The organism is Alkalihalobacillus sp. TS-13 (genome assembly GCF_019720915.1).
In the GTDB taxonomy this organism is placed as follows: domain Bacteria; phylum Bacillota; class Bacilli; order Bacillales; family Fictibacillaceae; genus Pseudalkalibacillus.
In genome coordinates this window covers 90,236-111,416 of the sequence record NZ_JAHKSI010000004.1, presented here as the reverse complement: position 1 = coordinate 111,416, position 21,181 = coordinate 90,236, and the positions used below count along the sequence as shown (strand labels likewise).

20 protein-coding genes and 4 pseudogenes are annotated in these 21,181 nt (G+C 36.6%); 16 read left to right on the top strand and 8 right to left on the bottom strand.

What is annotated here, in order from left to right:
- Positions 1-474 precede the first annotated feature (474 nt).
- The 5 genes and pseudogenes from KOL94_RS21380 to KOL94_RS21360 all read left to right on the top strand — a co-directional run bounded on the left by KOL94_RS21380 (position 475) and on the right by KOL94_RS21360 (position 3,040).
- Positions 475-612, top strand: a complete 138-nt coding sequence (locus tag KOL94_RS21380) for a transposase (RefSeq protein ID WP_221568717.1) — start codon at positions 475-477, stop codon at positions 610-612.
- A gap of 122 nt (positions 613-734) precedes the next feature.
- Complete coding sequence (locus KOL94_RS25840) at positions 735-881, top strand: transposase (RefSeq protein WP_221568780.1); 147 nt, start codon at positions 735-737, stop codon at positions 879-881.
- A gap of 183 nt (positions 882-1,064) precedes the next feature.
- Entirely contained in the window at positions 1,065-1,466 is a 402-nt protein-coding gene (locus KOL94_RS21370) for a hypothetical protein (protein ID WP_221568716.1), read from the top strand.
- 17 nt (positions 1,467-1,483) lie between these two features.
- Positions 1,484-1,585, top strand: a pseudogene (locus tag KOL94_RS21365) (hypothetical protein); the annotation flags it as partial.
- 54 nt (positions 1,586-1,639) lie between these two features.
- The gene (locus KOL94_RS21360; protein WP_221568715.1) at positions 1,640-3,040 is read left to right on the top strand and encodes a TcaA 3rd/4th domain-containing protein; all 1,401 of its coding nucleotides are present in this window, start codon (positions 1,640-1,642) and stop codon (positions 3,038-3,040) included.
- Between the two features lie 515 nt (positions 3,041-3,555).
- Here the strand turns inward: KOL94_RS21360 and KOL94_RS21355 are convergent.
- Positions 3,556-3,960: a LysM peptidoglycan-binding domain-containing protein gene (locus KOL94_RS21355; RefSeq protein WP_221568714.1), complete on the bottom strand. Its 405-nt coding sequence runs from the start codon at positions 3,958-3,960 to the stop codon at positions 3,556-3,558.
- A 396-nt stretch (positions 3,961-4,356) separates the two neighbouring features.
- On the opposite strand from KOL94_RS21355, the gene KOL94_RS21350 reads away from it, so the two are divergent.
- The 4 genes from KOL94_RS21350 (at position 4,357) to KOL94_RS21335 (ending at position 9,213) form a co-directional block, all read left to right on the top strand.
- Positions 4,357-5,925 (top strand): spore germination protein, encoded by a 1,569-nt coding sequence (locus KOL94_RS21350; protein ID WP_221568713.1) that lies wholly within the window; start codon positions 4,357-4,359, stop codon positions 5,923-5,925.
- 13 nt (positions 5,926-5,938) lie between these two features.
- Positions 5,939-7,123: a Ger(x)C family spore germination protein gene (locus KOL94_RS21345; RefSeq protein ID WP_221568712.1), complete on the top strand. Its 1,185-nt coding sequence runs from the start codon at positions 5,939-5,941 to the stop codon at positions 7,121-7,123.
- A gap of 48 nt (positions 7,124-7,171) precedes the next feature.
- Positions 7,172-8,299, top strand: a complete 1,128-nt coding sequence (locus KOL94_RS21340; RefSeq protein ID WP_221568711.1) for a GerAB/ArcD/ProY family transporter — start codon at positions 7,172-7,174, stop codon at positions 8,297-8,299.
- 329 nt (positions 8,300-8,628) lie between these two features.
- Positions 8,629-9,213 carry a hypothetical protein gene (locus KOL94_RS21335; protein ID WP_260412585.1) on the top strand — a complete coding sequence of 195 codons (585 nt, stop codon included), beginning with the start codon at positions 8,629-8,631 and terminating at the stop codon, positions 9,211-9,213.
- 331 nt (positions 9,214-9,544) lie between these two features.
- On the opposite strand, the pseudogene KOL94_RS21330 reads toward KOL94_RS21335, so the two are convergent.
- Positions 9,545-9,841 (bottom strand): annotated as a pseudogene (locus tag KOL94_RS21330) (tyrosine-type recombinase/integrase); the annotation flags it as partial.
- 971 nt (positions 9,842-10,812) lie between these two features.
- Between KOL94_RS21330 and KOL94_RS25695 the strand changes: the two are divergent.
- The 4 genes and pseudogenes from KOL94_RS25695 to KOL94_RS21315 all read left to right on the top strand — a co-directional run bounded on the left by KOL94_RS25695 (position 10,813) and on the right by KOL94_RS21315 (position 12,410).
- Entirely contained in the window at positions 10,813-10,968 is a 156-nt protein-coding gene (locus KOL94_RS25695) for a hypothetical protein (RefSeq protein ID WP_311775207.1), read from the top strand.
- Positions 10,965-11,255: a JAB domain-containing protein gene (locus tag KOL94_RS21325; protein WP_311775206.1), complete on the top strand. Its 291-nt coding sequence runs from the start codon at positions 10,965-10,967 to the stop codon at positions 11,253-11,255. The genes KOL94_RS25695 and KOL94_RS21325 overlap by 4 nt, the downstream gene beginning before the upstream one ends.
- Before the next feature lie 166 nt (positions 11,256-11,421).
- A pseudogene (gene tnpA / locus KOL94_RS21320) lies at positions 11,422-11,813 on the top strand (IS200/IS605 family transposase).
- Positions 11,814-12,185: 372 nt separating this feature from the next.
- Positions 12,186-12,410: a hypothetical protein gene (locus KOL94_RS21315; protein ID WP_221568709.1), complete on the top strand. Its 225-nt coding sequence runs from the start codon at positions 12,186-12,188 to the stop codon at positions 12,408-12,410.
- Between the two features lie 276 nt (positions 12,411-12,686).
- Here the strand turns inward: KOL94_RS21315 and KOL94_RS21310 are convergent, their stop codons facing one another.
- The 6 genes and pseudogenes from KOL94_RS21310 to KOL94_RS21290 all read right to left on the bottom strand — a co-directional run.
- Positions 12,687-13,853 carry a nucleoside hydrolase gene (locus KOL94_RS21310; RefSeq protein WP_221568708.1) on the bottom strand — a complete coding sequence of 389 codons (1,167 nt, stop codon included), beginning with the start codon at positions 13,851-13,853 and terminating at the stop codon, positions 12,687-12,689.
- A 79-nt stretch (positions 13,854-13,932) separates the two neighbouring features.
- A complete protein-coding gene (locus KOL94_RS25445) occupies positions 13,933-14,064 on the bottom strand; it encodes a hypothetical protein (protein ID WP_260412584.1) in 132 nt (43 codons plus the stop codon).
- Positions 14,065-15,025: 961 nt separating this feature from the next.
- The gene (locus tag KOL94_RS25440) at positions 15,026-15,412 is read right to left on the bottom strand and encodes a hypothetical protein (protein ID WP_260412583.1); all 387 of its coding nucleotides are present in this window, start codon (positions 15,410-15,412) and stop codon (positions 15,026-15,028) included.
- Between the two features lie 537 nt (positions 15,413-15,949).
- A complete protein-coding gene (locus KOL94_RS25435; RefSeq protein WP_260412582.1) occupies positions 15,950-16,120 on the bottom strand; it encodes a hypothetical protein in 171 nt (56 codons plus the stop codon).
- 3 nt (positions 16,121-16,123) lie between these two features.
- Positions 16,124-16,288 (bottom strand): hypothetical protein, encoded by a 165-nt coding sequence (locus tag KOL94_RS21295; protein WP_221568706.1) that lies wholly within the window; start codon positions 16,286-16,288, stop codon positions 16,124-16,126.
- A gap of 255 nt (positions 16,289-16,543) precedes the next feature.
- A pseudogene (locus KOL94_RS21290) lies at positions 16,544-16,747 on the bottom strand (DUF1348 family protein); the annotation flags it as partial.
- A gap of 245 nt (positions 16,748-16,992) precedes the next feature.
- Between KOL94_RS21290 and KOL94_RS21285 the strand changes: the two are divergent.
- The 3 genes from KOL94_RS21285 (at position 16,993) to trpB (ending at position 20,926) form a co-directional block, all read left to right on the top strand.
- On the top strand, positions 16,993-17,517 hold the full coding sequence (locus tag KOL94_RS21285; RefSeq protein ID WP_221568705.1) for a hypothetical protein: 525 nt from the start codon (positions 16,993-16,995) through the stop codon (positions 17,515-17,517).
- Positions 17,518-19,108: 1,591 nt separating this feature from the next.
- On the top strand, positions 19,109-19,264 hold the full coding sequence (locus KOL94_RS21280; protein ID WP_221568704.1) for a glycine zipper domain-containing protein: 156 nt from the start codon (positions 19,109-19,111) through the stop codon (positions 19,262-19,264).
- Between the two features lie 477 nt (positions 19,265-19,741).
- Positions 19,742-20,926: a tryptophan synthase subunit beta gene (trpB, locus tag KOL94_RS21275; protein WP_221568703.1), complete on the top strand. Its 1,185-nt coding sequence runs from the start codon at positions 19,742-19,744 to the stop codon at positions 20,924-20,926.
- Positions 20,927-21,181 lie beyond the last annotated feature (255 nt).

Below are 21,181 nucleotides of genomic sequence, written 5' to 3'. Positions count from 1 at the left end.
GTTAAAGTTCGAAAACCAACAAATCCCATGAATGATATTATCTTTGAAAATATTGTAATAGTATCGGAATAGGTATTGCAGTTGGGCATAGCAATCCCCTTACAACTTGTCGTTTTTCCATGATCAGTAAGAAAATATGACATTTGTAATCTAAAAAAATGACAAAACTAACTACAAATACCTTTTGACATTTGGGTATAATTACAAACAAAAGATAAGAGACTTAAAAAAATGATCCATTTTATGGCATCTTTCTAAATACCCCTTGGTCATAAAATACTAGGGACTACCAATCAAACTAGGAATTTTTAAAACCAGTTTTTTTCTTTAAGAGAGCGGTCTGATGGTTGTATTATGTAATATTAATTTTAATTTAAAAGGCTCTACAATATTTGTTGGTATATGACGAATGACCCGATTATTATCGCTGACTGATTTGTTTTTTGTCGTTATATTTATTGGGCTGTCGATCGAGTGGGAAAACGTGTCCAAAGTGAGTTTCATGATTATGATCGTAAGAAGTGCAAACGTATGAGGCATGTGTTTCATATGCCTTATGACAAACTCAGTGGGATACAACGCTGGTACTTAGAACGCTATCTTATGGATTAAAGGAGGTTTCTGAAAATGGTTTGAAAAGGCAAAAGAAGGCTTGTATCAATTTTATGATCAGGTAAAGGAATCGGGATTGTAAGAGTTTATTCAGACCATATCGACCTGTCAAACATCGAGATCTGAACAGCTATGCATTTTCTTGCAACAATGGTTTCATAGAGGAACTCAACAATTTAACCGAAGTGATCAAGCGAAACGCCTTTGGGTTTCACCGCCATGATCGGCTACGATTACGTAATAGTACTACACCATTAACATTAGATTAGATTTTCAAGCTGGTTAAGGGATAGGAGCACGATCTCCTACACCACCATTTGACGTAGAACCATAAATAAAATGATATGCCATCGTAAATGGTATAAATTTATACATCCATTTTAAATGGATAAAAATAACCTTTCCCAATGTTTCGTGGCAGACTTTCAAACTACAATAAGGAGGACAAAAAAATGCTAAAAAGATTTAGTACGCTGTTTTTGGCAATCGCTTTCTTATTTACAGTTCCGCAGTCGACCTTCGCTAATTCAGGATGGCAGACGATCGGTGAATATGATGCATTAAATCAATGGTGGGATGGAAAAGGCTGGCATACCAGTGTATATGGTTCCGGAGGGGGCTATATTAGATTCTGTGTATCAGGTCACAGCTCTGATAATCTTTTTACGGTGTATGATTATGATCCTGGTACAAGCGGTTCGGGAGGAGATGATGACATGGGTAGTTTAAATCTCAAGTCTGGTGAGTGTGCCACTATGTATGTTGAGCCTTGGGTCGATGGCTCCAATGGAAAGGTAGAAGTATATATCGCTTCCTATGTTTCAGGTAATACCATGACGAAACTTCAAGATTGATTGAAGTTGGCCATTAAGTCTCTTGCGTTGATATTGATGAAAATAAAGTGAAAGTAATGAAATCCGGAGTTTCTCCAATCTATGAAACTGGGTTAGAAGAGTTAATTCAGAAAAATTATGAGGGTATAATAAATAGATTGGTAGTGATCATTTAACGGAGGGTTTCAGACAATATGAATCTTTTAGAAAAAGCAAAAAATAATAAAATAATAACGGCTATCATTGGAGTAATGGCGATTTTCCTTATTTTTATATCTATTGGAATGGCCTCACGTTCAAGCACAGAAGAGGTAGTTAATAATTTTGAAACGGCTCTTCTTAAGGGAGATATTGATACTCTACAAAAATTAGTTGAACCAGAAGATAAGGACATGGAAATAACGGACGATCATTTGCAACAACTAGTTTCCTATACAAAGGACGAATCAGAGTATTTAAAGGCGCACATTTTTCTGTTAAAGGCACAGGCTGCTATTAATGAAAAGAATGGGTCTACTATGGTTCAAAATCCGTTATTTAATGAGTACACAGAAGGTGAAATCAAAAATCTTGGGGACTTTTATCTTAAAAAGAGTGAGGGACTCTTTTCTTCTTATAAGGTTTACGCACGTCCTTATTATCTAGAAGTGTCGACCAATGAACCGGATGCAGTTATCAAATTGAAAGGCTATGATGATTTTAAAACAAAGGAAGGAAGCCTTGCAAAAACTTATGGGCCCTTAATGCCTGGTACATACACTATCACTGGTTCTAAAAAATACAAATATGCGAATGTCACAGCGAAAGAAGAAATTAATCTTTTTAATGATGATGAGCGTAAAGATTCTGTAGAACTGAATCTTACGGGTGAAAAAATAACCGTTGAATCCAGTGTGGAAAATGTAGAGGTTTTTCTAAATGGAAAAAGTACTGGCGAAAAGGCTTCTGTTTATAAAGTAGTTAATGGGTTTTTAGGTTCTGAAAAAAAGAATGAAGAGGAGAAACAATTTGGTCCATTGTCCACAGATGGATCAATCAAAATTCATGGTGAAGTAAAATATCCGTGGGGTACATCCAAGAGTGAACCTCAAAATGTAGAGAAAGACACAGAAAGTATTGATGTAACACCAAGCCCATTCGTAACAAAAGAAAGTCGAGACAATGTAATGCAAACGATTAATGACTATGCTAGACAAAGAATCCAAGCGTTGGTACAACAAAAGCCTTCGATCATTACAACAGCTAGTGATAATATCGTAAAACAATTTACCGAAGATATAGAGAATGATAAATTTTTAAAAAATTATTGGAAAGGAGAAGCTCTTGGAACACGCATTGATTTTGGAAAGGTTACGTTAACTCAAGAGGATGAACAGTATCAGGCCAAGATACCTGTGGAATTTCATAATAAAGCAAAGGAATATAAGGGTTATAATGATGATGAGCCTTTAGAAGAAGAATTTATAGAATTAAACCTTACATTGGATTATGATCAAAAATCCAATAAGTGGATCATATCAAATTCTGAACCCATTAATTTCTCTGATGATGATTTTATGACTGGTAAGGATGTAGTTAAAAGTCAGTTTAAATAAAAAATGTATTACCCAAAAAGCCTGTAAGTACTGACGCTACAGGTTTTTTTGGGTATCGTCAGGAAAATGCGGATTTTCAGGGTTAAGGAAATTTCAATATTAAAAAAGCCTAATTTCTCAATTTTAATGCTAAGAAATTAGTTTTTTTTGTTAAGTATTTTCTTAGCGTACGATTTCTTCAAAATGTTGGCGAGACCCCTTAAAGAGAAGCGTAAGTCGGTTGTAGTTCCCTCTAACTCTTTCTAAGTTTACGGAAGTAATCAATAAGTGCCTGGTTAATAATACGAGTCTTTTCACCACGCTCATTATCTGCGATTTTCCGAAAAGCCTTAAGAATGTCGTCACGAATCCAATATGTTTGTTTAGTATGTGTATCCTCAAATTAACTTTTTTCTTTTTGTTTGCGGAAGCAATTTTATTGGCAATTTTGGAAATATCAACTGCTTTCGGAAACACTTTTGTTTTCGCTTGCATTTATACTTGTGTTTCCAAACCTTCCGTGTGGGCGTTTTTATTTACTTCATTGTTAATTGATTCTGTTCTTTATCTTCAAGTAGTGTGTTGAATACCAACTTTCTTCCCATTTTCCTTCCACTGTTCACATAACCTCCAAAGGACAGCTCCACCTCCAGCACCTGTACCAACGATAATAACATCATAATCTGTTTGTTCCATTGTTCTAATGGGGTTAGCGGTCTCCATTTGTTTTGTATCTTTCTAGGAGGAGCAGGATCACACATTAAAATGTTAGCTTTCTTACGCATATTTGGAGAAGGGATGGTTACGTATTTTCCAGCAATGTCCGTGTCTGGATTTGGGGGAAGATGCGAGTTGTAAGAGAGAAGCTTTGATACTTCAATATGGTGGGTGTGTGCAATACTTCGAAGAGTATCCCCATTTTTGGCATGGTAAATTTTCAATTACATTCACCCTTTCTTAAAAACTAACCAATTATATGTATTACGAAGGTTGTTAATGATGACAAAACCTTTAAATCTTTAGTCTAAACAATACTTATTTCAGAAAAGGAACCTAAAAAAGATTTCTTAGGATGTAGAAACACTTCCCCTCTCATTTTAAAGCTCTTAATGCTATATACCCTAATTAACAAAAAACTGATTAGTAGTATTTGAATTTCTATTATGCTTAGAGCTATTCACGAATTTCTGAACTTTTTTGAAGGGACGTCTTTATGTAATCACATAGTTATGCTTTGACCATAAGATAGGGACTAGTCTTGACATATGAAGTATAAACTCTACCCTTTTATGGACAAGATGTAGAAAGAGTCAGACTAGTGGTTAGAGGAGTTAATCATGAGTTTTAACTGGAATCCATTTCATAAAAAGAAGCCGGAGAATAAAGCAAGTGAGCCGCAAAAAGTATCCCCTATCTCTGAGGATATTTCGCAAAACATAAAAAAACTAGCAGAAGAGTTTGGTGACAGTTCTGAAATAGTCATAAGAGAAGTGAACACGGGGATGAACAAAGACATCAGGATCGTTTCGATTTATATGGATGGGCTTGTTGATCAAACATTGGTAAACGAATTCATTATGGAATCTTTAATGCTTAATAATTGTGATTTTGATAAATATACACCAAAAGAGGCCGTCTTTAACGATCTAAGAATGAATGCTTTAACATTATCTAATGTGAAGGTCGTGAATGATTGGGATCATCTGGTCCTAGCTGTTCTTTCAGGAAATACCCTGATTATGATGGATGGCTGGAACGAGGTCATCAGCGGGGAAACACAAGGGTGGGAAGAGCGTTCGATTCAAGAGCCAACTTCCCAAACGGTTATCAGAGGACCTAAGGATTCATTCACTGAGTCTTTGAAAGTAAATGTAACGTTGATTAGAAAGAGAATTAAAAATGCCAATTTAAGACTTGAAACCTTCCAAATAGGAACAGTGTCGAGAACAAATATTTCGTTTATGTATATCAAGGGTATAGCTAAAGATGATTTAGCACAAGAAGTTAAAACCAGATTAGAGAAAATAGAGACAGATTCTATTATTGAATCAGGAAATATTGAAGAGTTTATTCAGGATCAGACCACGACTCCTTTTCCGCAGTTAATCAATACAGAACGTCCGGATGCGGCAGTAGGAAACCTGCTTGATGGGAGAGTGGTTATTTTAATCGATGGAACACCATTTGTACTCATTGCTCCTGCGACGTTTTTTCAGTTTTTTCAATCGCCGGAGGATTACTACCAAAGAGCAGACATTGCTACTCTTTTACGGTTATTAAGATTTTTTGTGTTCTTTATTTCATTGTTTGCCCCTTCGATTTATATCGCGTTGACGACCTTTCATCAGGAAATGCTACCTTTTCCTTTACTTATTAATCTTGCTGCTCAGAGAGAAGGGGTGCCTTTTCCAGCGTTCTTTGAAGCTTTAATTATGGAAATCACTTTTGAAATATTACGAGAAGCAGGGGTGCGTATGCCGAGAGCCGTTGGGCAAGCGGTCTCTATAGTGGGGGCTATTGTTATTGGAGAAGCCGCTGTCCAAGCAGGGATCATTTCCCCTGCAATGGTTATTGTGGTAGGAATCACGGCTATTTCAAGCTTTGCTGTTCCGTCATTTAATATAGGAATACCGGCCCGGATTCTACGTTTTTTGCTAATGATATCCGCAGCGACCGCAGGTTTTTATGGAATGACGTTGCTTGTCATCATGATTGTCGGTCATATGAATAGTTTACGCTCTTTTGGAATCCCTTATTTAGAACCCTTATCTCCTTTCAACCTTACAGCTCAGGTAGATACATTCATTAGGCTGCCGCAAAGGTTAAAACAAAAAATTACATTAAAACGAGATAATACTGTGAAAGCGGCCAACCCAGTGAACAAAGATGGTGATTCCAATGGCTAGCAGACGATTGGTTATGATCTTCATGTTAGTTGTGGTTACAGCTCTTCTTACAGGATGCTGGAATAGTAGGGAAATGGATGATTTTTCAATTGTCACGGCGTTAGGCATAGATAAGATAGAAGAAGAGGGAAGGTATGAAGTGACCATTGAACTTGTAAATCCGGCGGAGGTCGTTGGAGGAAAGCAATCTACTTCTGGTCGGGCTTCAACCACGACCATTTATTCAGCTAAAGGAGATACGTTAATATCAGCTATAAGGAGGTTATCTCAACAAACCCCAAGGGAAGTCTTTTTTCCTTATACTCAAACGGTGATTTTCGGTGAGGAATTAGCGAGAAGTGGAATTGAAGATATTTTTGATTTATTGGAAAGAAATCAGGAATTTCGTATAACCCCTAGGGTCCTTATCGCAAAAGACAATACCGCCAAAAATATATTAAGTATCCTTTCTCCATTAGAAAAAATCCCTGCCCAAAAGCTTGTGAAGGCGAGTAAAGTATCAGGACAGTCATTAGGGGAAACGCTGCCAGTAAAAATTATGGAATTCGTCAAAAAATTGACGAGTGATGGGATCGAGCCGCTTGCAAGCGGGGTTAGTATTATCGGGCAATCAGAAGACGGACAAAGTACGTCAAATATTGAACAAACCACTCCAAATTCCCTAATTAAGTCTGAGGGATTAGCGATCTTTAAAAAGGGGAAGCTGATTCGCTGGTTAGAAAGGGAGGAAGCGCGCGGCATTCTATGGGTCATCAATAAAATTGATAGCACAATCGTTAACTTAAGTTGTGATCAAAAACCTAATGCTATTTCATTTAATGTGACAGATACACGTACTTCTCTTCGAGCCACTGAAATAAACAGGACCCCAACGATTGATATTCATGTGAAGCAAGAAGGGGAAATTGAGGAAGTTCTTTGCAAGATGGATGTAACCAATCGAGATAAAATAAAGCAATTTGAAAAACAAATAGAAGATAATACAAAACAGGAGATCGAACGCGCAATCCAAATAGCTCAAGAGGAGAATAGTGATATTTTTGGCTTTGGCCAGGTTATCAATCGTGAAAATCCAAAATTGTGGAGAGAAATCAAAAAAGACTTTAATGATATCTTTCCTGAAATTGAAGTCAACATTAAAGTAGACGCTTATGTAATGAAGACAGGAATGAGGGCTGAATCATACAAGCGAGAGTAGAAAGATCAGTTGGGGTTATAAGTAGTCGAGAGTTGGGAGGTGCGGAAAATGGTAAAGGAAAAAATAAGTTTGCTTCAATTCTTTGTTTTACTTAATTTATTTGTGTTTGGAACAAATTTGGTTGTTGGAAGCGGTTTAGATGCCAAAAAAGATGCCTGGATTGCCATATTTATCGGTATTTTCGGGGGGATCTTGCTATTTCTTATTTACTATTATCTCTATACCCGCTATCCCAATCTATCTCTAATTGGTTACTCTCAAAAGTTATTAGGCAAGTATATCGGTGGGTTTATAGGGTTACTCTATATCCCTTTCTTGATTTATGCAGCATCAAGGGATTTGCGTGATGTAGGAGGACTCCTTGGTTCTACCGTTTTAGATAATACCCCCCACTTGTTTATTAGTGGGTTAATGATCTTTTCAATCGCCTATATCCTCTATAAGGGAATGGAGGTGCTTGCCAGAACAGCTGAAGTTTTTTGGGGCACCGTGATGATTTTGGGTTTTTTTGGAAGCTTATTCTTTATTTTATCTGGATTGGTAGAAATGAAGCAAGTGTCCCCTATATTAGAGTTTGGATGGAAGCCTGTCGTCGAAACGGTTTACACCAACACCATTATGTTTCCCTTTGGAGAAATGGTGGCCTTTACTTTCTTGCTTCCTTATATCAATAATAGGAAAAATGTTTTAAAGACAGGGGTTGCCGGTATTCTGGTAAGCGGTATTCTGATTACCTATACTACTTTTATAAATTTAGCTGTCCTTGGGGTAGATGTCGTGACTCGGTCGCAATTTCCTTTGTTGAGTGCGATTCAAGGAGTAGAAATCATGGACTTTATTGAACATCTAGATGTAATGGCGGTTCTAGCATTAATTATTGGGGCATTTTTTAAAATCGCTGTTTTTTATTATGCCGCTATTGTTGCAATGTCAGATCTATTCAAAGTAGATAACAAAGAAAAGCTGATTATACCAACAGCTATTGTCATTTTATATACATCCATTATTATTGCAGATAATTTTCCAGCCCATTTAGATGAAGGAAAATTTGCGCTTACCTCTATTTTTCCACTCTTTGCTGTGGGTTTCCCTGTCCTTTATTGTTTCATTGCTTTTATTAAAGAGAAAATGAATAAACACAAAACAGGAAGAACTAATGAAAATAAAAGTGTATAAAAGGGGTTATAAATTTGAAAGACCACATTTCTGACCGGTATGCCTTGTAAATAATCCATCATGTAGGCTGTAACCGTAACTAAGGCTAGGTTTAATATGAAGATAAACCATCTTTTAATTGTTATTCACTCCTATGAATAAGACTATTTCATTATTTATAATTCCAATAAACATAAAATATATACGGAGAGTAACTGGAATATGGGGACCCTGAAAGGTGAAACCAAGTTTGTCAAAAAATATTACATTTAAACATTTTAGATGAAATACAAAACTTGATATTAAGGGTATACATCGAGAAGTACTCCAGCGAATTTCAAAACACTTCATTGACAAGTACAGAATTAGCTTTAAGAAAGCTGAGTGATTTCTTGAGTAGCAATAATGCAGAACATACTTTCAATAACGGACAACGTATTATTTTAGCAGCTTCCGATTATGATGAACAAACGTTATCAGCGGTCGCTTGGTTAAATAGTAATAATGTTGATATATGTTGTTTTAAGCTAATTCCGTACAATATAGCCGAGGGACTATATTTAGGAATTGAAAAATTGCTTCCTCTAACTAGTTATGAGGATTACTATGTAAATTTTTTAGATGATTTAACGAATAGTTTTCCAAAGAAAAAGAGGGTTATTCGCCGGAAACTACCTAAAATTGACGACATGCTCGAGTGGGGTGTTGTAAAGCCGGGGGATATTATCACACCTAAAGGACGAAACGAAGAAGCTGTTTTAAAGGGAAATGGAAATGTAGAAGTTAACGACGAAGAACTATCAATGCAAAAATGGTTGAAAGAAATATTTGATTGGTCAAGTGTTCAAACGTATGTTATTGCTATTCATAAAGAAAGTGGAAAATCTTTATCTCAAATACGTGAAGAATATATGAAAAAGGAAGAAAATATATAGGTGTAATGGAAATAATAAAGACCGGTTAGCTAAAATAATCGTTTTAAACTTTATTACTTTGCGGAATTCATGATAAACATAATCGTTAACACTTTTATGACTTGATTTTGACTGGATATTATTCATGAACATTGATACCTTATTTTTCCTCAAGTTAACACAGTGAAGTTGAAATGCCGATTATAAAGGCGTTTTTAACTCTTATCTTTAAGTATTTATTCTACTCAGGGAATGGGCGGTATGATGTAACCTGCCCCCTAAACCCTTGATAGATAAGGATTTGTTGGTAAGGTGAGAGTGGTTTGCTAACATTTTGCTAACATTGAGGAAACTAACGGAGGCTTCTCATAAGTTCGCTGAACTTTTGGGAAGCTTCTTTTTTCATTTCTTCAGTGACATGGAGGTACACATTTTTTGTGGTTTGATCGTCAGTATGACCAAGTCGGTCCATGATTTGTTCGAGTGAGACACCTGCCTCTGCAAGAAGTGACGTATGGGTGTGTCTTAAACTATGCGGAGTTAACTCTGTATTTAGACGTGCGATAGTAAGCAGTCTTTTCATTCGGTCTCGTACATTTTTAATCACGATTGGATAACCGAAATGTCGCTCCATTTTTGCAAATATAAAGTTTGTTGAAGATCAAAGGGTAGAAAAAATTTAATCTTTTTTATAAAACCGAAACTTAAATCAGCTAGATAAGAATTCATTTTGAAAAATCTATTTTCAAAATGGATTCTTCTTATTTACCGTAAAATACCGGCTTGTGTTATGAAAGAAAAGGTGTGTTTTTTAGAAAAATAAGAAGCATGATTTTCAATTTGATGGGAATTTAGTGCAGAGGTTGATCAATATACGTTATGAAATCACTATACCGAAGTTTATGTTAAAAGAAGTTTAAAAACCTTCTAGAGCCACTTCCTAATGTTTTGACTTGAGTTTTGTCATTAAAAAACATTTCCGGAACACCAATGATTTATTAAATCAATCATTTAGTGATTGCCTTAACGACATAATAGGTACTTTTAAAAACGGGCTGCTTGTAAATCCATCTCGGTACTTCCGGTCCATATAATGTGCGTAAGCTTTAAAGATATCCATTACAACATATTGGCTATCAGATTTTAACACCCTATCGTTACTTAAAACGTAAGTATCAATCTTGGAACCACAAAATCCAATCAACTGTTTCACGTAATAAGTTTTATGTAATACAAGCTTGTTATACATTTGTTCACTCCCTGGTGGAGTATAGTTTGACTGACATTTGTATTTTCCTTCCAATTAACAACTGAAAGTAAAATTTACAATGACTTTTCTCTATTGATATGCAAGATTGATCCTTCCTTTTGTTCTCCTCATTATAATTATTTGCTCATGACTCGGTAAAGGATCTGCGTGGTCAAACGGTCAGATCTAAAACCAAGTTGGCTAAGCCAGCGTACCTAAGGTAAAAAATAACCTGTATACGCTGGCTAAGTCATTGGGTTTTGTGCTGTCCGTAACTTCCCACTTGATGCTTACGCATACGTACCTATCCTTCTACACTCGTTTTCACAAAAATTCCTTTCTTTTCAAACAAAGAAAGGAGATGTTTCAAGATGGAAACAATTTATGAGATTCAACGGATCAGACAAGTGATTTCAGAGGTGGAAGGAGGGGAACCATACATCATCCGTTCTCCAGAAGACCTGCAAAAATTGCTGCTGGGTTTATCGGGGAAGATGATCGTGAAGTGTTCTTTGTTATGTGCATGAATACGAAAAACCGTGTAATTGCTGTTCATCGTTGTCATGTAGGGTCGATCAATGCCAGTATTGTCCACCCTAGAGAAGTATTCAAAAGTGCAATCCTGAATAACAGCGCTGCCATCATTCTTTGTCATCAGCATCCTTCTCAAAACACAAATCCGTCACGACAAGACATTGAAGTAACGAAACGTCTTATTGATTCCGGACATATGATAGGTATTGAGGTACTGGATCACTTAATCGTCAATGCGGAAGCAGGATATACCAGCTTGAAAGAAAAAGGATATGTATAACAATTAAGGAAGGAGCTAGTCTCCTTCCTTTTCTTTTGGAAAAGAAAACCCTAGGCTAGGCCTATGGTTCAAAAAAGCTTTCAGCGTTGTATTAAAAAACTCCTCCGGGATACTAAACTATTTCTGGTTCGCCAACCAAAATAACAGTATAAAGGAGGAATCTTAAATGTCAAAAGATACTAATAGTTTAGCGCATACAACCTAGAATTGTAGTATCACATCGTCTTTGTACCGAAATACAAGTCATTTATGGACAAATTAAGAAATACTCCGGACATTATGTAAAAGAAAAGGTGTGGAGATCATCGAAGCAAAAGTGTGTAAATCACGTCCATATGTTAGTCAGTATCCCACCTAGTTAAGTGTGTCAGCATTTGTTGGAATTTTGATGATAGTTGATCGACACGCAAATTTGAATACAGATATGGGAACCGAAAATTTTGGTGTAAATGATATTATGTAGATACCGTGGGAAGAAACAAGAAGACAATTGAAGAATATATACGTAATCAGCTTCAAGATGATATTATCGCAGAACAAATAAGTATGATGGAATAAATCGATCCATTTACAGGTGAGGTAAAGAAAAAGAAACGGAAGAGGTAGAAAGCCTTTGAGGTCTGGCCAGTAAAAGTAGTACACCTCGCGAACCATTCAGAGAATTAAAGAGACAGAGGAAAACTTCGTTAAAATCATTCTTTCCGTATGATTGGTTATTATTTAGGTTTTTAAGAAAAACCATCATAAGGATACTAATGTATGGTGATGATGAAGGAAAGGAAGATCTTCGTTCCAAAATAAAACGCTCATTCTTGGGTACATGGGGTGGTACCCGAACAATTAGTAGAGTCATATGATCGAGTCCGAGAATTAGATAAGCTTTTAATCAAGAACTAAATTAGAGGTTGCTAGCCATACAGGAATCCTGGAATGGAGGTTTATTATGTAATAGGAGATAGTATTGCTCCAAGAACAATAAGTGAAGCGGTTGCGGCAGGTATACGAATAGGGAACAAAATTGGAAGTTTGGAAACTTCGAGAGATATAAGCTTTGAATACATTACAATAGATAATAATACAAGAGTAACCATTGGGTACCTTTTGTCGGCCATTAAACAAATAAGATTCAAATTAAGAGTAACAGAGGTTATATGATATTTATATCTTTTAATATCGGGAAACTATGAGCAACGGAAATTTTTAATGATCTTGGGAAGGATGAATCTATTAATAATAAATACCAAAAGAGACAGTTTTACCCGCCTCTTTTACAATGGTTTTCTTAATGTTTCAATGCAAAAAGGAATGTACGTAAATAATAAGATAAAGACCGTTCATCCTATAAAAAACATGGTCACTCAATTAAATCGAATCGTGACCATGTTTTTTATTCATTATTTGTTCTTTTTATTTAATGAATGTGTTTTTTTGTTATTTTCCATTGGTTTTCTTTGTCATTAACTCTACATAAAGGTCCCAGAACGCTTCTCGGTCTATATCGAATAAAATATCAACTTTTTGTGTTCCTGCGGGGAAATCCTCAGGGTTGTCAAAATCCCTGTTTCTAGATTCATGATAGCCTATAGATCTCCCGTAGTTCGGACCAAAATTTGTGTCAATGTCAATATACCGTTCTTCCATCTTTGTTACAATTTTAGGCTCAAGGAAAATGGCTGCGGTAAGGGCATCCCAAACAAAGCTTTTCCTATTCGGATCATTTTCAAAGCGGGGGCCGTGTAGATCTTTAAACATCTTGATAATAGGTGTTTCCGGTTTACTTATTATTCGATCATAGATTTCTTTCGTATAGTAGACTCTTTCGGCAATGTCGTTCGGAACCACAATTTGCTTTTTGAAAGGTGTTCTTAGGTTGATTTTTATGGACTCTGGGTCATACCACCAATTGAATTCCGCGGCGGGAGTGGTATTGCCTGGGATGTCTATGGCTCCTCCCATATAAATCACTTGTTTTACCAGGGGTACGATTTCCGGATGTGTTTTCACTGCAAGTGCTAGATTTGTAGCTGGTCCTAGTGCAAAGATTGTTACCTCGTTAGGATGCTTTTTCACTTGTTTCACAATAAAGTCAACTGCCGCCACATCTTTTGGCTTTGTTTTTGGATATCCTCCATATGGTTCAGTTCCTAATTCTAGATAGGAATCAGGGCGAGGACGGGAATATGACCCAATGTATTCTGAATTACCGAACAATTTCTGCTCTGCCTCTAGAGTTGATTGGCGATTACCCATTAAAGCTTCGCCAGCTCCTTGTAAGACTGTTATATCTTGGCGATTGATCAATTCTAATTGCCTTAATGTATAAGCAGTTCCTTCTTCAGCCCATGTATTCCCCGCAACTGTGGTAACTCCAAGGACTTCAGCTTTTGAGGAATTGGCTAACATGAACATAGCGACGGCGTCATCGTTTAGCTGGCCCATATCCGCATCGATAATCACTAGTTCTTTCCCGTTTCCATTTTCTTTTTTGGCATTTGCATTCGAAGCGATTGTATCCCTAGAAAATGTCTGTGATAGTAGAAGGATTAGTCCTGCAACTAATAAAATCGGTTTTAACCATTTTGATTTGATCATTTGCATTTAATTTCTACCTTTCTCAAATAAGATTTTTAATAGACTAAGTATTTTTTTGTTAGCCTTTACATTGTGCGTAGTAGTTTTACTGAACATTGTCTTCAGTAATATTTTCTAAATCAACAAAGTGTTCCTTCGGGACTTCCTTTCCATTAATCGCATCTAATGTAAATTTTATACTGGCATACCCCATATCAGCAGCAAATATTCCTTTCAAATCAGGGGGGGGTTGTAGAATATTGGCTGTTACATTTACCGCCTTTTCCGTTTCCTAGTTTTCAAAATAGGTACGATTTCTACTGAACCGGCAGGCAATGGCAATTGCATCAACTTTACTTGAGATCTGTTTTCTACAATACTAATTTGTTCCGGGTAGGATGTTTCCTCCTAAGCAGCCTGTACGATAAGCTCAACACCCAGTTCTTTTTCAGCTATTAGCTCCTTCTTCCATAGCAGAAAAGAATGGGTTGCTCAACGTTTTCATTACCAATCCGATACGTTTTGACTCTGGATTTCCATTTTCTTGGTTTTCGCCCGAACTTACTGGATTGGTGCTACTAACACAAGCCGAAAGTAATAGTGCTCCAATTACTGCAAGCACTAGCAAAAACGAGTAGAAGGAGTATAAATACCAAACAGTTTCTGCATGAATTGAATCTCCCTTTAAAATTTTAAAAAAACAGTTAGTCGAAATGAGCATTCAAAGGAATTAGTAATCACCTTATTATTCCGCGAGGGGAATTGTAAATCACGAAGGGACGATTACAAGATATAGATTAAATACAATTGGGCTGGTAACTAAGTAACAAGGAACTGAAGTAATAAAAAATAGGGCTAGACAAATCTAGCCCTGTAAATCTAGATAATTTATATATTGTTATCTAACATTAAAGGCAAGATCTCTATATGGTCCCCCATTCTTATAGCTCATCACATAAATTTCAGCCTTTTTGTTTGGACCATCAATAAAATTGGAAATATTAAAAATAGTGTAACCTCTGAGGCCGTTATTATTTAATTTTCCAATATAATCATCATTCCTAGACCCGGGATCATACTCATACACATAATAATTCCCCGATACAGTCATATAGGATTTAATAAGAAGTTCTCTACGGCCGGTATAAACATTAGCTGTATCATAAAACCCATAACATTCTGATTTAAGGTGACATGAATTAATCAGAAAAATACACCGAATCAGAACCATGCCCTACATATTTCCTAGCATAAAATTCTGCCCTGTTATTGGAACCGTCAACAAACTTGCCAATATTACGGAAGGTATGGCTCATATCAGTGGTATAACCCACAAAGTCATCATTATTTGAACCAGGATCATATTCCCATAATTCAAATCTAACGCCAGTTGTCCATGTTGTCATCCTAAAGTCCCCTCCAGTAGAGTGTACATTTAACGTATCCCACCAGCCATACGTTGAGTTATAGGTTAGACCATACTCTCCTATAGGATCCCAACGACCATTCCCAGCAGCATTAACTGATGAAAAAGGGGTTACTAATATAAGTGTAAAGGCAATCAAAAACAGACTAAACTTTTTCAAGAGAAATCCCTCCTTTCACGTTTCTAGACCTAATCATTAGCCGCTATTATAACTTAAGGGATAGGTTCACTAACTTATAAGACAACTTATAATGTGGTACCTACCCCCACCATATATTACAGCTATTCGCCACCTCCTAAATGTAACCATGTTTTATCGTGTAGCGTACCTAACGAAATTAAGTGAACCATATAGACTAAGTTTTTAAATTAATTAATCTTTCCCTTGGTGAAAGTGTACCTCAGATTTGGTCAGTTCTTGTAGTTATGTTTGTCATTTTTTTTGATGACAAATGTCAATTTTTGATATGGTGGGAAAATGAAAAGATCCTTTTTTTCATCCTGTGAAAAAAAGCTGGAAAATCAAAATATAAATTAGCTTGGATCTTTATTTTGGTTCTTCTCGCTTTTTTTATAAAAAGAGATTGTTAGGACAGGAGGGAGAAAATATTATTTCGGTAGATACACTGATGGGGACTTGTTCTCATTGATGGCTCGCATAAATCCTGGTTTGCCAATCACCATCGAGGCCCACACGTCACCATTCTTGCTGACCGAACCCAATACAGCCATGGATTGCTGTTCTATAAAATTTTCGGTCGTGGGCGGGAATGTAGTCTCGTGTCTCACTTCCGACTTTACAAGCCATGTCCATAGCACCGGCTTGTTTTTGAACCGCTAATTCACCGCAATGAAACTTACGGACCATCGCTTAATCACCACTTTTTTCTTCTTTCTTAGAAAGACCCGAAGCATGGGGCATCAGTCTTGGGAGTTTCGTAGTCATCCCGTCTCTTCGGGCTGTATATTTCAGTCGAATGCCATCCGAATAGAAAATGCCACCGGACGATGATTGTTGCTGCCCAGGAATATGCATTTTTATTACTTTCGGCTAGGATATCCATTCTTTTCCTTTTATCAAATGAATTTAATCACGAGACAGTACTTGGGAATTGGCAAACCTTAAAATCTTAGGGAGCAATCATCAACTTAATAAGGAAAACAATGAGAGGGCACTTGCAATCTCCAAAAGGAATTTACCTAATATGGCTTGTGATAACAAATCAGCTTCTATACCAATCTAAATGGGCAAAGGGCCAAATATTGACTTGATAGGTCACACATTGATGTTTTACCCATATCTACGTTCAGACTCTTGAATTGGATAATCATTCGCACTCATATCCCGGCGTTTCATTAAGCCTTCATCGTCAAATTACCAGTGTTCATTTCCGTGTGTCCTCATCCATTGCCCCGTTTTAGCATCACACCATTCATATTCGAAATGGACAGATATCCGATTCTCTGTATAGCACCAAAGCTCTTTCATCAAGCGTAATCAAGTTCAACAATCTGGCAGAGTAATGAACAAAGCCCAATTTCTCAATTTTAATACTGAGATATTGGGCTTCTTATATTGGGATTTCCTTAAGAAGGGGTAGTACCAACTTTTTGACATATTTCACGCGTTAAGCCTGGATTTAATACAACGAATGTTGCATATTGAAATTAATAAAATATTTGTTGTATTAAAGGGGATAGGTGTAATGGACATGTATAGTGTTGACGAAGTGTTTAAAATTGTTAAAAAGCTATAAAATCACGACACACAAAGAAAGCGTTCGTAGATGGTTACGTCAAGGTGTTCTCAAAGGAATAGCACCTTCTTCTCGCAAAGAGGGATGGCAAATTCCTAAAGAGGCGTTAGATGATTTTCTTCTACAGCGTCTAACAGAAGGATATACAACAGATGTTGCAAAAGAATCTAACACAACAATTGTTGAGAAAGAAGTAGAAGAACGTATTCGTGCCGAAATGTGGATAGAGCTAGCCAATAAAAACATTTGGGAAGGGCATGTGGAGCTGAAGAAAACACGTATCCATGAATGTATCCAACATCGTTACTATTCGAAAGAGCTTGAAGCTGTGGTTTGGCAGCGATGTGTAGCAAATAGCCGAGCATACAAGAAACCCCGTATTTTCTATTTGCTTGAAGCGTTTGGCTTTGAGGGAAAACGCCTTTTATTTGATAAGAATTTTGAGGATCTAGAAGAACAGGTGGTTTTCGCGCTTATTGAGCATGTACGGCTTTATAATTCACGTTAAAGTTAAAATTATTAACTCAAACTTCCCACCTAGATAATTGCAAGTATTCATTGTGCTCCTTAGGCTATGCTTCAGTTTAATAGGATCCTTGATAAAGTGTTCGTTGATATACAACAAACACCTCATTCTTTTGTATAGTGGATTTGTCAATACACTACAAAACAGAAGAGGTGCTCCTTAATGATAGAGTATAATGATCAAAAGAATCAACTACGATTTAAAGTCTGTTTTTAATGAACTACAAATGTCTAAACACCTTCGAAAAGCCGAAAACAAAAGAAATTTGGTTTTACATCTCTGTATTGTTTCATCTTGTGTTTTGTTTGATCTTTCAACACAAATTATTGGTTTACCCTTCTACAATCTAAAAGCATTGACAAACGGAGCTCAGGATATAAACGTCGTGTAGAAGCATTAGAATCTGCTTGGAATACCAAAGATATCAAACTGAAAACAGAAAATAGCTTGTCTTAATTTTCCCAATGGCAAGAGTGGATCAATAGACTAATGTTGTTTTAGATTTGAGTTCAGCTATACAACCTTAATAGGATTAAACCGATGAACCTGACATTTGTCATTAAAAAAAGTGACATTCATAACTACAAAAAACACGTAAATGTACGATAAACTTCCAATAGTTCAATGAAGCTCAGTTTAAATTTCTATTTTGCTCAGAAAAATACGACAAGAAATGAAATAGAAGGGATCCCTTGTAGGAAATTTGTGTCCGAGAATATAAATCAACACACTGATGCTTGATTGAACCAAGTAATTTTAAAACGATTGAGGAGAAAAAAATCAGTTTGTTTTTGATGGCACTGACCCTAGTGGTTCCATTTTTTTCAGCTGATGCTGCGGGGAACTGTAGTTGGGAAAGAGTAGGAAAAAAGTGGTTCTATGAAACTACGTGTTCTGGTGGGGTTACATGTTATATGACGTCATATGTAAGGTCTAGGTGGTCATATCACCTCGTATAAACGCTAATTTTGATTTATGGGAGTATGAGTCATGGTTCTAATCCTGATGAATTTGTGGGTAGTTTTAATGATCACTACCATATTTTCAGAAATATTAATAGGTTTGTTGATGGGCCCAATAACCGAGCAGAATTTTATCTTGTTTCAACTGATAGGGAAGCTATTGGTAATGTGGCATACTTTTATGATTAAATAAACCTCAATGGAGCCAGATGGAGAGGAGCTAGGAAGTTATTAATATAGGATAACATTTTGATTCGTATCGAAACTGATGGATATACCACATAATATATATCACCCTCTTTTCATATAGGGCTGGATTTGTCCAGGCCTATTTTTACACGATAATAAGTAATTATCTTTCCTATCAAATTTGGAATATGGTTCCATCAACAAGGAATATCGAATTGGTAAACGGATAAACCATAACAGATGCTGTAATCTTTTATATGAGTAGAGTTAAACATATTTATATATATTGATCAGGATAGTATTTCCGAACTTAAACAAGTAAATGTGGTTCTCTCACCATTGGAATTTTACCTGGTGATGCTGACCTTATGTATGCTTTTAGACTATCGCCGTAACTTCCAGCCGTTAGAAAGGAGAAAACGATGTCAACCAAGATGAATAGTAATGAATTTATTAATTTAAGTATAGGTGTGGCATTAGGTGTAGTATTTGGCATTATCATTGAAAATATTGTAATGGGTATCGGAATAGGTATTGCAGTTGGTATAGTAATCTACTTGGGTAGAAAAAAGAAATAATGATGATTACAACTTAATCCCCTAATATCGGCCGAATATTAGATCAGATAACGGCAAACGGAACGTTTTCCATAACTCAGTAGGAAAATATGACATTTGTCATTTGGAAACATGACAAACATAACTACAAATACCCTATGGCTTTTAGGTATACTTACAAACAAAGGAAAAGGGATTTTGACTTAAAAATGTTAATCTTCTTTTGTAGCATTGTCTTTCTAAATACTCCTTGGTCACAAAAACCAGGGATCACCGACCAACAAGGGATTTTAGCCTGGTCTTCAAAACCAGGTTTTTTTCTTTAAAAGAGCGGTTTGATAAACGTGATGGCTTTATGTATTATGTAATACTAATTTTGTCTAAAATACTTAATTGGTTCACCTCTCCACTACCATCAAAAATACCTATCCACCCAACTCCGATTGATTGATCCTTACCTTTAGTTAAAAACTCGCAAAGTGAAGGAGGAGAATGTGCATGCAAAACGCTCCCCTAAACCATAAAGGGCGTTTCGGTCCATTCGGGGGTCAGTATGTTCCCGAAACTTTAATCTCTGCACTAAACCTTCTGGAAGAAGCTTTTGACGAAGCAATGGCAGATGAAGATTTTAAAAATCAACTTCATTCCGAATTAACCCATTATTCAGGTAGGCCGACACCGCTGACGTTTGCAGAAAACACAACAAACCACTTTGGAGGCGCTCAGATTTATCTTAAACGGGAAGACCTGAATCATACAGGTACCCATAAAATCAACAATGCAATTGGACAAATTTTGCTCGCCAAACGCATGGGAAAAACGAACGTTGTTGCTGAAACAGGAACCGGTCAACATGGTGTTGCAGTCGCAGCAGCCTGTGCGAGGTATGGGTTAAAGTGTAAAATATTCATAGGTGAAAAAGATATTGAACGACATCCTTTTAATGTCTTACGTATGAAGCTATTAGCGGCAGAAATCATCCCGGTTAATAGCGGTCGTCAAACATTAAAAGATGCGATGAATGAAGCCTTCCGATATTGGTCGGGAAAGATAGTCGACACCTTTTATTGTATCAGCACAGCCCTGGGAGCTCACCCTATCCCTTCTATCGTCCGGGAATTCCAAACAGTTATAGGAGTAGAAACGAAACAACAACATTTTCTTGCAGAATGGAGAATGCCGACGAAAATTATAGCCTGTGTTGGTGGAGGGAGTAATGCATTAGGGATTTTCTATCCGTTCCTGGACGAGCCTGTTAGTCTAATCGGGGTAGAAGCCGGTGGATATGGAATCGAAACAGGAAAACATGCTGCTTCCATTACGACAGGTTCAATCGGAGTCCTCCACGGTGCAATGACGTATTTAAATCAAGATTGTACTGGGCAAATCACTCCTACTTACTCCTTTTCATCAGAATTTGATTATCCAGCGGTTGGACCTGAACATGCCTACCTTGCACAATCAGGACGAGTCACTTATCAAACCATAACCGACCAGGAAGCACTTCAGGCATTGTCGTTTATAGCAAAACAAGAAGGCATACTTCCAGCTATTGAAAGTGCACATGCTCTTGCTCAAGCTTTTAAAGAAGCTAGTAAAATGGCACTGGATGAAACCATAGTGGTCTGCTTATCCGGACGAGGCGACAATGATATTAGATTAAACTGGTTTAGAAGAGAGTGAGTGAACATACGTAAAACCAGCTCAAATACACTATTTAGGGTAGAAAAACTAATCCAAAAAAAGTTGAATTAGAGCTACTTTAATGTTTTTTCAAAAAGAAGTCTCCTTCTTGAGGGAGAGACCGAATAGATCATGTTTTATATATTTATATTTGAACCCTTTTCAAACAATTGAAATTTCACGTACCGTACTAAACTATAATTTATATAGATACGTTCCAAAAATGGATTCCCCTCTTTACACCAGAACATGATC

Coding starts and splice junctions, on each gene's coding strand:
- KOL94_RS21310 (WP_221568708.1), bottom strand. CDS start 13,853: ATGCAAATGATCAAATCAAAATGGTTAAAACCGATTTTATTAGTTGCA.
- KOL94_RS25695 (WP_311775207.1), top strand. CDS start 10,813: ATGGAAACAATTTATGAGATTCAACGGATCAGACAAGTGATTTCAGAG.
- KOL94_RS21280 (WP_221568704.1), top strand. CDS start 19,109: ATGTCAACCAAGATGAATAGTAATGAATTTATTAATTTAAGTATAGGT.
- trpB (WP_221568703.1), top strand. CDS start 19,742: ATGCAAAACGCTCCCCTAAACCATAAAGGGCGTTTCGGTCCATTCGGG.
- KOL94_RS21325 (WP_311775206.1), top strand. CDS start 10,965: ATGAATACGAAAAACCGTGTAATTGCTGTTCATCGTTGTCATGTAGGG.
- KOL94_RS21340 (WP_221568711.1), top strand. CDS start 7,172: ATGGTAAAGGAAAAAATAAGTTTGCTTCAATTCTTTGTTTTACTTAAT.
- KOL94_RS21345 (WP_221568712.1), top strand. CDS start 5,939: ATGATCTTCATGTTAGTTGTGGTTACAGCTCTTCTTACAGGATGCTGG.
- KOL94_RS21370 (WP_221568716.1), top strand. CDS start 1,065: ATGCTAAAAAGATTTAGTACGCTGTTTTTGGCAATCGCTTTCTTATTT.
- KOL94_RS21360 (WP_221568715.1), top strand. CDS start 1,640: ATGAATCTTTTAGAAAAAGCAAAAAATAATAAAATAATAACGGCTATC.
- KOL94_RS21295 (WP_221568706.1), bottom strand. CDS start 16,288: ATGCATATTCCTGGGCAGCAACAATCATCGTCCGGTGGCATTTTCTAT.
- KOL94_RS21350 (WP_221568713.1), top strand. CDS start 4,357: ATGAGTTTTAACTGGAATCCATTTCATAAAAAGAAGCCGGAGAATAAA.
- KOL94_RS25435 (WP_260412582.1), bottom strand. CDS start 16,120: ATGGTCCGTAAGTTTCATTGCGGTGAATTAGCGGTTCAAAAACAAGCC.
- KOL94_RS21315 (WP_221568709.1), top strand. CDS start 12,186: ATGGAGGTTTATTATGTAATAGGAGATAGTATTGCTCCAAGAACAATA.